This window comes from Tunicatimonas pelagia (genome assembly GCF_030506325.1).
GTDB lineage: Bacteria > Bacteroidota > Bacteroidia > Cytophagales > Cyclobacteriaceae > Tunicatimonas > Tunicatimonas pelagia.
In genome coordinates, this window is sequence record NZ_CP120683.1 from 5,645,361 (window position 1) to 5,659,562 (window position 14,202).

At 45.4% G+C, this 14,202-nt stretch carries 12 protein-coding genes; 10 read left to right on the forward strand and 2 right to left on the reverse strand.

Features of this window, described 5'->3' with window-relative positions; genetic code table 11:
• Window positions 1–18: 18 nt before the first annotated feature.
• Both P0M28_RS24115 and pbpC read left to right on the forward strand, forming a co-directional pair.
• Complete coding sequence (locus P0M28_RS24115) at window positions 19–1,212, forward strand: PKD domain-containing protein (protein WP_302205781.1); 1,194 nt, start codon at window positions 19–21, stop codon at window positions 1,210–1,212.
• Between the two features lie 99 nt (window positions 1,213–1,311).
• Entirely contained in the window at window positions 1,312–3,600 is a 2,289-nt protein-coding gene (gene pbpC / locus P0M28_RS24120; RefSeq protein WP_302205783.1) for a penicillin-binding protein 1C, read from the forward strand.
• Window positions 3,601–3,614: 14 nt separating this feature from the next.
• Here the strand turns inward: pbpC and P0M28_RS24125 are convergent, their stop codons facing one another.
• Window positions 3,615–5,075 (reverse strand): alpha/beta hydrolase family protein, encoded by a 1,461-nt coding sequence (locus tag P0M28_RS24125; RefSeq protein ID WP_302205784.1) that lies wholly within the window; start codon window positions 5,073–5,075, stop codon window positions 3,615–3,617.
• Between the two features lie 339 nt (window positions 5,076–5,414).
• On the opposite strand from P0M28_RS24125, the gene P0M28_RS24130 reads away from it, so the two are divergent.
• Complete coding sequence (locus P0M28_RS24130; RefSeq protein WP_302205786.1) at window positions 5,415–6,179, forward strand: LytR/AlgR family response regulator transcription factor; 765 nt, start codon at window positions 5,415–5,417, stop codon at window positions 6,177–6,179.
• A 27-nt stretch (window positions 6,180–6,206) separates the two neighbouring features.
• On the opposite strand, the gene P0M28_RS24135 is transcribed toward P0M28_RS24130, so the two are convergent.
• Window positions 6,207–7,337: a hypothetical protein gene (locus P0M28_RS24135; RefSeq protein WP_302205787.1), complete on the reverse strand. Its 1,131-nt coding sequence runs from the start codon at window positions 7,335–7,337 to the stop codon at window positions 6,207–6,209.
• A gap of 656 nt (window positions 7,338–7,993) precedes the next feature.
• On the opposite strand from P0M28_RS24135, the gene P0M28_RS24140 reads away from it, so the two are divergent.
• From P0M28_RS24140 to P0M28_RS24170, 7 genes are all read left to right on the forward strand, one after another.
• Window positions 7,994–8,389, forward strand: coding sequence for a CsgE family curli-type amyloid fiber assembly protein (locus P0M28_RS24140; RefSeq protein WP_302205788.1), 396 nt, complete (start codon window positions 7,994–7,996; stop codon window positions 8,387–8,389).
• 32 nt (window positions 8,390–8,421) lie between these two features.
• Entirely contained in the window at window positions 8,422–8,841 is a 420-nt protein-coding gene (locus P0M28_RS24145; RefSeq protein WP_302205789.1) for a curli production assembly/transport component CsgF, read from the forward strand.
• A 117-nt stretch (window positions 8,842–8,958) separates the two neighbouring features.
• Entirely contained in the window at window positions 8,959–10,335 is a 1,377-nt protein-coding gene (locus P0M28_RS24150) for a CsgG/HfaB family protein (RefSeq protein ID WP_302205791.1), read from the forward strand.
• A 126-nt stretch (window positions 10,336–10,461) separates the two neighbouring features.
• The gene (locus P0M28_RS24155) at window positions 10,462–11,322 is read left to right on the forward strand and encodes a hypothetical protein (RefSeq protein ID WP_302205793.1); all 861 of its coding nucleotides are present in this window, start codon (window positions 10,462–10,464) and stop codon (window positions 11,320–11,322) included.
• 136 nt (window positions 11,323–11,458) lie between these two features.
• Entirely contained in the window at window positions 11,459–11,986 is a 528-nt protein-coding gene (locus P0M28_RS24160) for a hypothetical protein (RefSeq protein ID WP_302205795.1), read from the forward strand.
• Window positions 11,987–12,084: 98 nt separating this feature from the next.
• Window positions 12,085–12,432 (forward strand): curli-like amyloid fiber formation chaperone CsgH, encoded by a 348-nt coding sequence (gene csgH, locus P0M28_RS24165; protein ID WP_302205797.1) that lies wholly within the window; start codon window positions 12,085–12,087, stop codon window positions 12,430–12,432.
• Between the two features lie 21 nt (window positions 12,433–12,453).
• The gene (locus tag P0M28_RS24170) at window positions 12,454–14,175 is read left to right on the forward strand and encodes a carboxypeptidase regulatory-like domain-containing protein (RefSeq protein WP_302205799.1); all 1,722 of its coding nucleotides are present in this window, start codon (window positions 12,454–12,456) and stop codon (window positions 14,173–14,175) included.
• The last annotated feature ends 27 nt before the right edge of the window (window positions 14,176–14,202 follow it).

The window sequence follows — 14,202 nt, forward strand, 5'->3', positions numbered from 1 at the left end:
AAAATCTAGATAATATGTTTGAAGATACTACTTTTCGATGGAAATTATATTTTCTTCGGTAATCTTTTCGCTATGCGTATTGATCTAAGACAATTTGTTCTCTTGTTTATTCTGCCAAGCTTGATCTGGTTTTATGAGCCGATAACTGCTCAGCCAATCGTGCCTAATACGGTGAGGCCGGATATAGAATTTGAAGTATTTCAATTTCCTAGACATCAGATTCCGCGCATTGATGGACAGACTGACGACTGGGCGATTTACCCCAACGAAAATATCTACGGTACCAGCTTATTGAAAGATACAGAGGATAACACACCTTATCCGGTAGATACTACCGACCTTAATGTGAAGATAAGAGTAGGATGGGTAGAAGGACTCAACCGTTTATACTTTCTGTACGAAGCCTACGATGATTATTGGGACTTTAGGCGGTTCAACCCCAAGGGATATTTGAATGATATTTTTGAGGTAGTAGTGGATGGCGATCTTTCGGGCGGGCCATTTATTTACAATGATATGCTGAAGGATGCGGGAAAAATGGGAGATGATCCGGCTCATATTTACAGTCATTTGCGGTTCAGTGGGGTTCACGCGCAAAACTACCATATCTTTACTCCCCCGGTAAATAATGCTTGGACGCTGATCTGGGGCAGTCAACCCTGGATTGCTGAGTTTCCGCAGGCCAACCGGGCGTATCAATACGATTTTCAGCCGGGGGAAAGTGGGCATCTTACCCTGGAATTTTACATTACCCCCTACGATCATGCCCCCCACAGTGGAGTAGAACAAGCGCAGGAGAGCCAGCTTCGGGCGGATGATTATATTGGACTATCTTGGTCAGTTCTAGACTTTGACGGCGGTAAACGAGAAGGGCACAATAACCTTTCTCATAATACCTTAATGGTCAAAGACGCCTCTTATCTGTGTGCATTTCGGTTAATGCCACTAGAAGAGCGGTTTTTACCGGAATTAAAAGCTGAGTGGTCGTTTGCAGTAGTTGACCCGACCAAGCGAATGGTATACTTCAAAGATGAATCCGTAGGAGAGGTAGAAAAATGGACTTGGGACTTCGGTGACGGACAGCAATCGAGCGAAGCTTCTCCGGTACATAAGTACGAGAAGGCTGGAGTGTATTATGTGGTGACCCTAACCGTAGAAAACTCAACCGGAACTTCCCAGCGAACCCGCTACTGGGAGGTAATGGTTCCTTGACAATACCACATGTTAAAGAAAAGAACATACCAACTACCACGAAAGTACTGGTTAACCGCTGGGATTGGATTAGCTATTCTCCTAGTTTATTACTTTTCTTTGCCTTTCCCCAAATTTGATACTCCCTACACGACAGTAGTAGAAGACCGAAAAGGAAATTTGCTGGGAGCCAGTATTGCTGATGATGGTCAGTGGCGATTCCCGCCTTCCGATACGGTGAGTGAGAAGTTTCGGCAGGCTATTCTGCACTTTGAAGATCAGTACTTCTACCAGCATCCCGGCTTCAATCCAGTGTCGCTTATTCGAGCCGCCTACCAGAATGTAAGCGCAGGAAGCATCGTGAGCGGGGGAAGCACTCTCACGATGCAAGTTATCCGGTTAGCCCGAAAAAAAGACCGGACAATAGTGGAGAAGCTACGGGAGATACTGCTGGCAACTCGATTAGAACTAGCATTGTCTAAAGATGAGATTCTTAATTTATACGCCTCCCAAGCTCCTTTCGGAGGAAATATTGTAGGGTTAGATGCGGCTGCCTGGCGGTACTTTGGTGTTCAGCCCGCGCAGCTTTCCTGGGCCGAAAGTGCTTTGTTGGCGGTACTGCCTAACAGCCCAGCCTTGCTGTACCCAGGTAAGAATGAGGAACTACTCCTGCGAAAGCGTAACCGTCTACTGAACAAACTGTATACCCGTCAGGTAATTGACTCGTTGACACTTCAACTAGCCCTGGGCGAACCGCTGCCAAGTGCTCCCCATCCACTACCGCAGAAAGCTTCTCATCTGCTAACTCGGGTACTGCAAGAAGGGAAGAAGGGCACTCGAGTTGCTACTACAGTAGAAGCCTCGCTCCAGCAGCAAGTGACGGCTTTAGTAAAAAAGCACTCTCAGAAGCTGAGAGGAAACCATATTTATAATGCTGCCGCGCTAGTGGTAGATGTTAAAACCGGGCAAACCCAAGCGTATGTAGGCAACAGTGAACCGGGAGTGGAGCATGGATCTTCGGTGGACATTATCACCGCGCCGCGTAGTACGGGTAGTGTGCTCAAACCAATCCTCTACGCGGCTATGCTGCACGAAGGCGGCCTTTTGCCCCACTCACTGGTACCGGATATTCCTACGTATATTGATGGTTTTGTTCCCCAGAATTTCAGTAAGCAGTTTGAAGGAGCCGTTCCTGCCGATCAGGTAGTTTCGCGCTCACTCAATGTTCCAGCGGTGCGGATGCTACAAGACTACGGTGTAGAAAAGTTACACCATAAACTAAAGCAATTCGGTATGACCACGCTGACCCAGCCACCGGGTCACTACGGCTTAAGTTTGATTTTAGGCGGAGCTGAAGTTACCCTCTGGGACTTGGTGGGTATCTACGCTAGTATGGCTCGGTCGTTAAACCAATACTTTCGTAACCCCGAACCCAATCGCTACAGCCATTCCGATATTCACCCACTCAGTTACGAAGCACAAGCTGATTCAGCGAAGGTTTCAGTACAATCTGAATATGGTCATTTAGGCGCATCATCACTGTGGTTTGCCTTTCGAGCCATGCAGGAAGTAGCTCGGCCCGAAAATGAAACGGGCTGGCAGTATTTTTCATCGTCCCAGTCGTTAGCTTGGAAAACCGGAACCAGCTACGGTCACCGTGATGCCTGGGCGGTAGGATTAACCCCTCGCTATGTCGTTGGCGTTTGGGTAGGTAATGCCGACGGGGAAGGGCGATCGGGTTTAACCGGAGTGACTGCTGCGGCTCCGCTATTGTTTGATATTGTACAGTTAATGCCCGCTACCGATTGGTTTGACGTGCCTCGTAGCGATATGGCGAAAGTAGTAGTTAGTACTTCCAGTGGTTATCGTGCTCCGCGTCATGCTACTGATACTATTAGCCGCTGGGTTCCGTTGGCTGGATTGAAAACACCTATCTCGCCCTACCACCAGCAGGTTCAGCTAGATGCTAGTGGAGCTTATCAGGTGCAAAGTAATTGTGAATCCGTTCACCAGATGCAAGCTCAGCAGTGGTTTGCACTGCCCCCGGTGCAAGAGTGGTATTATCAGCGTAAGCACCCCAGCTATCGCCCCTTACCACCTTATCGGGCTGACTGTCGTCCAGTTACTAATAACCGCATTCCAATGGATATTATCTATCCGAAAGCTCATGCGAAAATATATATCCCTAACGAACTACAAGGTGAGCGGGGACGAACGATTTTTGAGGCGGCCCATCGCGATAATCAACAAACGCTTTATTGGCACGTAGATGCTACCTATCTAGGAGAAACTAGAGGCGAACATCAGATGGCGTTACTGCTAGAGGCAGGAGAGCATACGCTGCATGTGATAGATGGACTAGGAAATTCGTTAGCGCATCCGTTTGAGATTGTGGCAGGGGAAGATTAGTTCAATTAGCTTATCTACCAATTCTTACTGCTTAACTCATCGAACTTTTCGGTTATTTCGTCTATTGTATTAGGTCTTTCTTTTAGATATTTATCAAAAAAGTTTACCGAGCATTGATTAATAATTTCAATCGCCCGGTGGCTGTCGATAGAACCAGTTTGGGTAAGTGGTGTATAATTCGACCAAAGGGATAGATCAGAAAAGTTAGTATGAGTAGCGTTTCCTATGCTTAGATGGTAGAAATCACCTTCTGATACCTGACTGTAGATAAAAGAGTCTATATCTGCGGAGGAAGCAGACAAATCTTTTTCCGCCGTAATCCACAAGAACGGTTGAATGATCGCGTGGTCTAATAAGTTTCCCCACTGAGAACCATCTAAATTGATACCGGCTTTAATACGGCTATCTAACGCACAAGCTACCGCTGATGTAGCACCTCCTACCGAATGTCCCATTACGCCAATATTGTCTTGATCTATCTTACGAAAGAATAATTGATCGTATTGGTTAGCTTTATTCTGTAATTCACCGATTACAAAGTGGACGTCTTCGGTCCATGAATTAACTCGAGCAGTATAGGGAACTTGGGTGAGGTATTGACTTACGTACTGACGTTGGGCGGTAGTGTCCGATGTTTCTCTAAAAGCCACGATACTCGCCTGTACGTCATCCCAAGAAGTATTCTTCCAAATATCAGTGTACTCTGGGTTAAGGAATCGCAAATCGTCATCAGGGAAGATAGATAAGGGGGTTTCATAAGTGTAGTCAATGCCGAATACAATATATCCATGACTAGCTAAAGTCTCTGTCAGAGAAGTATACATGGATGAGTGCGACGTATATCCGGGGGAAAATATGATAACTGGAAACGATTCTATCTCTAAGGCTACGGGAGCGTTCTCTAAAGCATGAGTTTCAATTAAAGCAAAGTGAGAAAGCATAAACGCCGGTAAGCCGCGATTTCTCGCTAATACTTTGGTCAGTTCTGGATGCATGTAGGAATAAGTACTTTGGTGCTCCGCTTGGGCTGGATACCAAACTCTGACCATAAGTTCTCGTACATCGTTGGGGTCGTCGGTAATCGGTTCAGATCGGGTGCTGTCTTGCAAATGCCAGTAGGTAGTACCTACTGCAAATGAGCCGGAAGGTTTGGGTAGCTGAAACACCGGTAGAAGATACCCTAGTAATAGTGAGAGTGCAACTAATAAGCTACCTAACGACGATAGAATGACTTTCAAATGGCGGGGTAAATGTAAGGTGGGCGATGCTAAAAAAGTGAGCGCGAGCGTTAATGCTATTCCGTAGGCTGGTACCATTTGCCATCGCGTACCTTCTACCAATCCGTGCAATAAAGACAGCGACAATGGAAGAAGAAGTAACCATCTGGCGTTCCTAAGATCAGGAATTGGCTTTAGTACGACAACCAGTAACACAGCTAATTCAATTAGTACAATAAGTATCTCTAATGTTCTCATAAAAAGATATAGAATTAGATTGATGCGAAAGTTATTCGGTAGTTGTAACCTGGTTTAGCCAGCGAGTAAAGCCCTGTCGAACTAAATAAGAAAATAGAAAGATGAACAAGCCGTAGAGGCTGGGAATGGAGGAAGTCTGTAAACCAGTGAATAAGATGTCGGGGGAAACGCTACCCCACTCTTCGATAGCTACAAAGGCGCCGTATAGACCTAACAGTTGAGTAAAGAGTCCAAAGATCAGCTATATTTCAAGGTGAAATCCAGACGGAAACTGGTATTTCGTCGACTTTTACTGATTACCACCGATAAAATAGCCATGTTTACGGCAAACGTTTCTTCATGAAAGTATTAGCTCACACATTATTCTGGTTACTTGTTATAGCTTTACTTACGTTGATATTTGGTAGCTCATACTCAAATTACAGTGAGCCATTTCTCTTTGTGGGTATGCTGATCCCGGTGGTAATAGGCACTGCGTATTTTTTCAATCACTATTTGGTACCTCGCTACCTGTTTAAGAAGAAGATAGCTAAGTTTGTATTGTATTCTTGTTATTTGCTGGTAGTCTCTCTTTATATGGAAATGCTTGTAGTGACAGCAGCATTTACACTGCTAGCTCATTATCGATACGACAATATGTTGCCGTTAGCAACTGATTTCCCGGTTCTGGCGATTATTCTCTACTGCATGGTTTTATTGTATTCCTTTATATCGTTAGCTAGACAGTTAATTATTAATCAACAGAAGACTCGAGATTGGCAGGATGAGAAAAGAAAGCAAGAAAATCCCGTTTTGCTAGTACGGGCGCAGCGTAAGGTTAACCGAATATTGCCAGATGACATCGATTACTTAGAGAGTTTGGGTGATTACGTTAAAATCCATATTGCTTCCTCCGCTCCAATTACTACCAAAGAGAAGATTAGCAAGTTAGCAACCACACTGCCCGATTCTTTCCTTCGCATTCACCGCTCCTACATTGTCAACGCTGACAAAGTTTTATCCTACACCAAAGAGCAAATACAAGTAAAGGAAATTAATCTACCTATCAGCCGAACCTACAAGAAGAGCGTAATAAATGCTTTAAGTAGACACTATCCAAAGTAGCTCAGTATAAACTTTGACTACTTTAGACTAAGACCTTTTGTTCTTCTTTTCAATTAACTGTACCACTTCTTTCAACTTCTGTTGCAATTCTTCGCGGTCACGCTGATTTTCTTGCAATAACCGAAATAGTCGTCTGACTTCATTTTCGGGGCGTAGCCGGAAGATTCGTTGAACAAAATCTACGAAGATGAGCCCTTGCCGAGCTTTAGTGACCACACCCCGCAGCTTAAACGAGCGAGTAGCGTACTTGAGGCGGGCAATTTGCGAAATACGGAGCGTTCGCAGAAAAGAGATAAAGGGCAGCAGAATAATGAGTAGATCAATCCAGTTCTTTTTTACGTAGTTCATTTTGCGGCGGCTGATAGAAATCATCAGTATAAACTCAAAGGTAAAAGCACACCAGATAAACGTCTGGACTGCTTCTAAAATTAGATTGATCTTTAACTGGGGAAAGGTGGTTTGAACTTCATCTAAAAGCTTCCACTCAATAATAAGTACGGGAATGATGAGCACAGCAATACCGATCATCGGGAGCACAAATCGCTTTTTAAGCTCGATGAACAAGCCCTCATTTACCTTGCACCATCGCCAGCCTGGCATCCAACTGTATTGACCTTCCGTAATATCGCGAGAACCAATACGCAGCGGAGGGAAAAGTAATGTTAATAGCCGTCTCCTCTTTTCTGGTTTATTCATTATTACTCTGTCCTGACGGCTTTTGTAGAAGAGCAGAAGTACATCAACAACGAACAGAAAATAGATAAAACCTAAGGCACCACCCAACCAGGATAGCCAAGCTAATAATGAGCGCGAAGGGGTTTCTTCAGTGTAAGCAATAATTAGTGCTCCGATAAGTAATAAGCTCAGCACCGCCAGATAAAACATACTACTAGCTACTTTAGCATCGTAGCGACGAAGTGCATTGGTTCGTTGAATAGTCAACTGAGTTTGAACGGAGTAGTCTTCGTTTTCTCTTTCTTTTACTAACCGCTGTACCTGCGGAGAGTGAATGATTCTATCGAGTGTTTCTTGGTCTTCCAGTACTGTTTTTATCTGTTCCAGAATAAGCGGGTTATCTGTCGAATGAAGCTGTTTGATTAAATGCTCCTTTAGGCTCTCCCGTCGTACAATGTTCGCTATTTTTGTTTCTTCATTCATGAACTGTTACTCATTCTTTCTAGTCGTAAAGTTAATCAACAAGAACCAAAGGGGCTGGTTTATGCAGAGTAAACGTAGCTCAAATATCTGAGTGTTGGCGAGTAAATAGTAGTTGGTTCGGCTAAGTTTATCATTTCTCTACTACTCCAGTGCAGTACTTTGTGTAGATCAGTCACAAAATCAATAATTGCCTCTTCAGTTAGGCTTACCCTCCTTCAATACTAGGGCGTATTGACATGTAAATTTGAACAGCATTTTTGGCCTCTTTTTAGGTCACTATGCGTTACTTTCGGCGGCCAATGCGTAGGTATGCCCTTTTCAAGTGTCGCGGAACGATGGCCTTTATTATCCTAAAAATAGCCTCGAAATTCCTCATTAATCTATAGAGGATATTCCGATAAACTTCCAAGGTTCGTGTCGTCACAAACCTCGGGGGTAAATAATTATCAGAATAAGGTTTTATATGTCAACACGCTCTGGTTATAGATTGGATGATAACCATATTCAGTACTTGAAGGATCGCGGGTATATTTACTTTTCTGTACTTTTTTAAAAATAAATTTATAGAGATGCTCACATATTTCACATGGTATATACTAATAATCAAAAAATGAACAATGCGGGCTGACAACAACCTTTTACTTACCCTATGTTTAATGACCTCTCAAGCCGTAGCTCAGCAAGCGCGCCCCGATGATATTGGCCAAGATGGTTCGGAAGGGGTTGAAATCAACGGATTAGTAGTAGACGAAACAGTGACGAAGGTCGGGCGGGATTTTTACGAGTTGTTTTACCAACAGTGGAACGCCCCAATTAGCACCATCAACTACAGTTTATTCATTCGGGAGCGACCTATGAATGGACTGGGGAGTCAAATTGCCATCTACATCAATGAAACGGAGATATTTGCTCAAGCCGTACAGCCCCGCCACGAGGTAGTGGAATCCCTGGCTCACTATGCGGTGAGCTTGGCCAACCAATATGTGCAAAACTACGAAAGTATCGTACAGCAACTAGGTAACCAAGACCAACAAGGAAGTGGCATATTCTAAATCAGCAATAATAACAACACTATATCTTAACTATGTTACATCATCGCCTATTCATCATTTTTTCGCTATGGCTGGTCAATGTGACCGCCCCCGCCCAAGATTTTGTCTATCAGCCCACCAATCCTGCCTTTGGGGGTAGTTACCTTAACTACAACTGGATGCTCTCATCCGCCCAGGCTCAAAATGACTTTCAGGAGGAGGGGGACTCATCCAGGGGGCGTTTTGAGCGCGATCCGCTGGACGACTTTGAAGAGAGCCTTAATCGTCAACTGCTCAGCCAACTGTCGCGCAACCTGTACCAAGACCAATTTGGCGAAGGCGGTTTGGAAGAAGGGCAGTACGAATTAGGTAACTATCTCATTGATGTGGCACCCACTGGCGAGGGCATTCAGATCACCATTCTGGATACCGGCACCGGTAGCGAAACCACCGTCAGTGTCCCTTACTTTTAGTTTATAGTCTACAGACCACAGTTGACAGACGACAGTCAACGGTTTAATGATCCGCGAAGAGTAACCTGTAATTCTGATTACTATCGACCATGGATCATTACACTAACAATTACCCCCATGAAAACACGTATTCACCTGCTAGTCCTTGGCTTGATAACCACTTGGTTCTTCACCGCCTGTGCACCGTATCTCAACCAACCCCTGCAAAATTCGCAAGCTCGCTTGGGTTCCGAATCGGGCATGTACGAAGCTTTAACATCCCTGCCGGAACCCCAGGAAAAAGTGGTGGCAGCCGTTTATAAGTTTCGCGACCAAACCGGACAGTACCGCCCTACCGAGGTGGGAGCGAGTTGGTCGACGGCTGTTACCCAAGGAGGTACCTCTATCTTGCTACGCGCCCTAGAAGAATCAGGCTGGTACACCACCATAGAGCGGGAAGGGCTGTCCAATTTGCTGAATGAACGAAAGATTATCCGTTCCTCGCGTCAGGCGTATAATGAGCAGCAGGGTGGGGAAGTAGATACCGCATTGCCGCCCTTGTTATTTGCCGGCGTGATTCTGGAAGGAGGCATTATCTCGTATGATGCCAATACGATGACGGGCGGTGCTGGGGCTCGTTACTTTGGGGTAGGGGGCTCAGTGCAGTACCGCCAAGACCGGGTGACAGTCTACTTGCGGGCGATCTCTACCAGCACCGGACGCATTCTAAGAACGGTGTATACCTCTCGAACCGTTCTTTCCCAAAAGTTGGATGCTGGACTGTTTAAATTTGTGAGCTTTCAGCGGTTGTTAGAAGCCGAAACCGGTTTTACCTACAACGAGCCTACCGAGATTGCGGTGCGGGAAGCCATTGAAAAAGCGGTGCATAGTTTGACTATTGAAGGCATCCGGGAGGGGTTATGGAACCTAAAGCATCCCGAAGAGATGAATGCCCCAGTGATTCAGCAGTATGTGCGGGAGGCGGAGATAAATCCGAATCGGGACTTTTTAGGAAGGCGCAGAAATCAGTTTGAGCGAGGTCGCATAGCGGTGGGGGGTAGTTTAGGCACCTTTCGCTACGCGGGGGACTATCCCAACCCCTTGTACCAGCTATCGGGCGAGGCGCATGTTCAGTGGCAGTTGAGCTCTTTCTTGTCAGCCGGAGTAGAAGTCGGGCGGGGCACGTTGGCGGGGGAGGGCTTTTACCAAGAAGACTTCAATTATGGTTTAGTGAATACGGTATGGCGGACGTTTCCTCAGATGCGGTTCAGCCCACATATCCGCCTAAGTGGCGGGGCGATCAGTGCCCAGTCGCAACGGCGTTGGTTGCCCAAAGCCGTGGTGGGGTTGGGAGCAGAATATTTGTTGAACAATACGGTAGGTATTCAGGCGGGGGTGCAGTATCACTACGTCTTTAGTGATGAGCTGGACCAGATGGCGCAGGGCAAATTTAACGACTACTTCTATTCAGCCAACGTAGGCATCAACCTCTATTTGGGTAGAAGAACACGATAATGAATGATGATTAATGAATAATGACGCATGAGCAATATCTGATATACTACTCATCAATCATCATTCATCCATCATCATCAATACAGATTTATTTATTTATTTGTTTTATTTTAACCAATTTTCATCATGAACACATTCAAGCAATTTTTCACCACTGCACTACTGGCTAGTGCTAGTCTAGGAGCCTATGCTCAGAGCATAGACAACGAAGTATTTATTGAACAGGTAGGAGCCACTAACCAAGCCGACGTAGAAGTTGGTGTATCGGGGGGATTAACTTTTGCTGCTTCAGCTGAAGATAATCTAGCCGATATTTATCAGGAAGGAGAAAGTAATGTAGCCTATATCGGACAGGGTAATTTAGGTAGCTCGGCTAATGACAACGAGGCTGAAATTGACCAAAACGGTAATGGTAACAATGCAGAAATTGAGCAAGGTACTGACATAGGTAGTGCGGATAAAAGCGTAGCTTCCATTGATCAAGATGGAACTATTAACGAGGCTGATATTTCTCAGGGCGCATTGGGAAGTTCGGAAGAAGACGAGGCAACGATTGGCCAAACAGGTATCGATAATAAAGCTGTGATTAGCCAAGGAGTTGACGGTAGCTCGGAAACCAGTACTGCCTCCATTCATCAAGACGGTAATGCCAATTATGGTCATATTCGTCAGGGGGTTGATGGTATATCAGTTTCAAATACGGCAGCGATTAGTCAGACCGGCGATGCAAATACTGCTACTATAAATCAAGCCTTCCCCGGTCTAGCTGATGATAACACCGCAGATATTGAGCAGATAGGTAATGAGAATACCGCCTTAATTGAGCAGACAGGTTTCGCATCTTCATCAGAGATGAATACCGCTGATATTCTTCAGCAAGGTGATTTAAATCAGGCTACAGTAACTCAATTTGGTGTAGGCGATCTTGCCAATATTAACCAGAACGGAACCGCTAATGTGGCTACCGTAACTATGGGAGCACCATAATTAGTCCAGTTTACTCATGGAAAGTGAGAAGAAGGCACTTAGCAGAAGCTAAACTTCTGTTAGGTGTCTCTTCATCTTTAAATACGCCTCGTCACTTTCTTACACTTCTAAGTACTAACTCTATACCTATTCGGCTATGAAATTCCAATGGATATTCATTTTTTGCTTACTGCCCAGCCCACTACTAGCGCAAGCCCCCATCGAGGAAGCATTGTTACAGCAGTTAACCAGTCCAACCTTGCCCTCGGTGCAAAACCAAGTGCTAATTCAGCAGGAGGGAATAAGCCATCGGGCAACCATAGTGCAAATTGAAGCCCAGCGAAGTCAGATTCAAGTTCAGCAAGTAGGAGAGGCTCATCAGGTGGAAATACAGCAACAGGGGCAAGATAACCAATGGAATATTCAGCAGGAGGGAGAACGGCATCAATTTACCGGTACCCTGTACGGAGACAACAATCAAGTGCAGATACAGCAATTTGGGCAGCAGAATACTATTCAGCAAGACCTTATTGGCAACGGTATGGATTATTCAATCACGCAGGAAGGTAGTCAATTAGAATTGATTCAGATCGAGTACAGCCCCCTTGCTCCGGCCTACGACGTACACCAACAGGGTCAGGGAATGACTGTGATTATTGAACAAGGCTTCTCTCCCAATGAGTAATGACTGATGAATAATGATCTATTATCTGTCGATACTCCGCATCGTGGCTGGCATCAATCATTAGTCATTACTCATCATTCATCAATACACTTACAAAGATGATAAAAACTCTTTTGTTAACAATTACCCTTTGCACCCTCGGGCAGTCTGCTGCTCACAGGGCTTGGATAGACTATGCTGAGCAGGATGGACAGCTACGGGTTCAGGGCAAATTCCTCAACCAGAGCACCCGAGTGGATACGCTGCAATATAAGCTCACTACAGTGCGACAAGGGCAGGCCGGAAACTCGCAGAGCACCCAGGCGGGACGGTTTGTTGCCCCGATCAACAAAGAAATTGTACTAACGCAAACTACTGTCAGTGTTGAGTTGGGCGATACCTATACCATCCAACTTGAAATTTTTCGGGGTGATACGGTTTACATCCAAGATCAAGTTGTACACTAACCTAAAAAGAGACACCCTATCATGAAAAAACTAGTAATGGTTACCGCTATTTTATTATCGGTAGCTTGCCAAGAGACAACCATCGAGCCAGAACTATTCGGTAGCATTAGTGGATTAGTTATGGACGACACCGACCAACCTCTCACATCCGCTATTATCGCTACTATTCCGCCTACCGCCATTACCATGACCGATAGTAGTGGGCAATTTACCCTTGAAGCAGTACCCGAAGGTGAGTACACGGTAACTGCCGAAAAAGGCGGTTATTTAAACGAAAATACTAGCATTTTAGTAAATGCTGCTCAGGCTACCCAGCTAGTTGTATATCTAACTAAAAGACAAACCCCACTCGGCACACTGCAAGGAGTGTTGTTAGATGCCCTCACGCAAAACCCTATTGCCGGAGCTAACATAACCACCCAACCGCCTTCGGTAGCTTTGCTTACAGATGCTAGTGGACAGTTTAGCGTAGATTCCCTACCGGAAGGCGACTACACCCTAATTGCTAAGAAGGCAGGGTATACCAAAGATAGCGTTGCCGTTGCCGTATCGCCGGGTAAGACTACCGATATTACGCTGCTCATGGAGCCAAAAACTACCACCATATTTAATCGGCCGGTTCAGCCACTACCCACCGCTCGTTCCGGTGGGCACACTGATTCGGTTACGCTACGTTGGGGTATTGAAAACCAACTAGCCGAAGCCAACCTTCAGTTTGATGTACTTTTGTATACAGCCGATGCAGGAGGAAAGCAGCAAGTAGCGTCCCAACTAGCAGATACATTAGTTACGGTATCTGGTTTGCTGTGGAACACCACCTATTTCTGGCAAGTAGTGGCGCAGGATCAGCATGGCAATGTTACCACTGGAGATGTGTGGAGCTTCACAACAATTCCTTTTCCTGAAACTGCTTACCTTTTTGGCCAGATTACGGATAATAATGCTGAATTATACGCAGCCGATGCTAGCGGTCAGCACATTACTCGACTAACTAACCATCCGGCTCGCGATGGGTATCCGCGCTTGAGTCCTAACGGCCAGTCCATTGCTTTTGTATCGGATCGAGATGGGAAGCAGCAGCTATACACCATGAAGCCCGACGGTAGCGAAGTGAGCCGGGTAACTACTTTACCTTTAGCTGGGTACCATCAGTACGGAGAAGGGTTCTGCTGGTCGCCCGACGGCGGGCAATTGCTCTACAGCCACTACGACAAGCTCTACCGTATTCACCACGACGGAACCAATCTAACTGAGGTAGCTACGGCTCCTGCTAATTATCATTTTAAAGCGGTAGACTGGTCGGGGGTGAATGGTAAAATTATAGCTCAGGTGGTGAGCTCGAGTATTAATGATACCGACTTCTACCTCATGAATGAAGATGGAAGTAATGTCCAGCCTATATTGGACAGCGTTACTAATCGTTTAGAGTCACCTACTTTCTCCATTGACGGTAAACAGTTGCTGTTCACACAAGATGTATCAGGTTTTGTCTCATCTACTGGTCGTCAGCTAGATGCCCGTATTTTTATGCTGGATTTAGCTACCGAACAAGTGACAGAAATGTCTGGAGATAAAGCAGTTGGTTATAATGATCTGAATCCTCGTTTCTCCCCCAACGGTGCCCAAATAGTGTTTGAGCATACTTCTAACGAAGAGGGTACGACTAAAACCGTTTGGATAATGGACTACGACGGGCAAAATCGACAATTACTTTTCAGTGAAGCCATGATGCCTGACATGTAGTTGCTGAAATGTACTGATGATTCTTCA

Bases quoted from the DNA above. Each gene is read 5' to 3' on its own strand.
- P0M28_RS24125 (WP_302205784.1), bottom strand. From the start codon at position 5,075: ATGAGAACATTAGAGATACTTATTGTACTAATTGAATTAGCTGTGTTA.
- P0M28_RS24130 (WP_302205786.1), top strand. From the start codon at position 5,415: ATGAAAGTATTAGCTCACACATTATTCTGGTTACTTGTTATAGCTTTA.
- P0M28_RS24135 (WP_302205787.1), bottom strand. From the start codon at position 7,337: ATGAATGAAGAAACAAAAATAGCGAACATTGTACGACGGGAGAGCCTA.
- P0M28_RS24140 (WP_302205788.1), top strand. From the start codon at position 7,994: ATGACCTCTCAAGCCGTAGCTCAGCAAGCGCGCCCCGATGATATTGGC.
- P0M28_RS24145 (WP_302205789.1), top strand. From the start codon at position 8,422: ATGTTACATCATCGCCTATTCATCATTTTTTCGCTATGGCTGGTCAAT.
- P0M28_RS24150 (WP_302205791.1), top strand. From the start codon at position 8,959: ATGAAAACACGTATTCACCTGCTAGTCCTTGGCTTGATAACCACTTGG.
- P0M28_RS24155 (WP_302205793.1), top strand. From the start codon at position 10,462: ATGAACACATTCAAGCAATTTTTCACCACTGCACTACTGGCTAGTGCT.
- P0M28_RS24160 (WP_302205795.1), top strand. From the start codon at position 11,459: ATGAAATTCCAATGGATATTCATTTTTTGCTTACTGCCCAGCCCACTA.
- csgH (WP_302205797.1), top strand. From the start codon at position 12,085: ATGATAAAAACTCTTTTGTTAACAATTACCCTTTGCACCCTCGGGCAG.
- P0M28_RS24170 (WP_302205799.1), top strand. From the start codon at position 12,454: ATGAAAAAACTAGTAATGGTTACCGCTATTTTATTATCGGTAGCTTGC.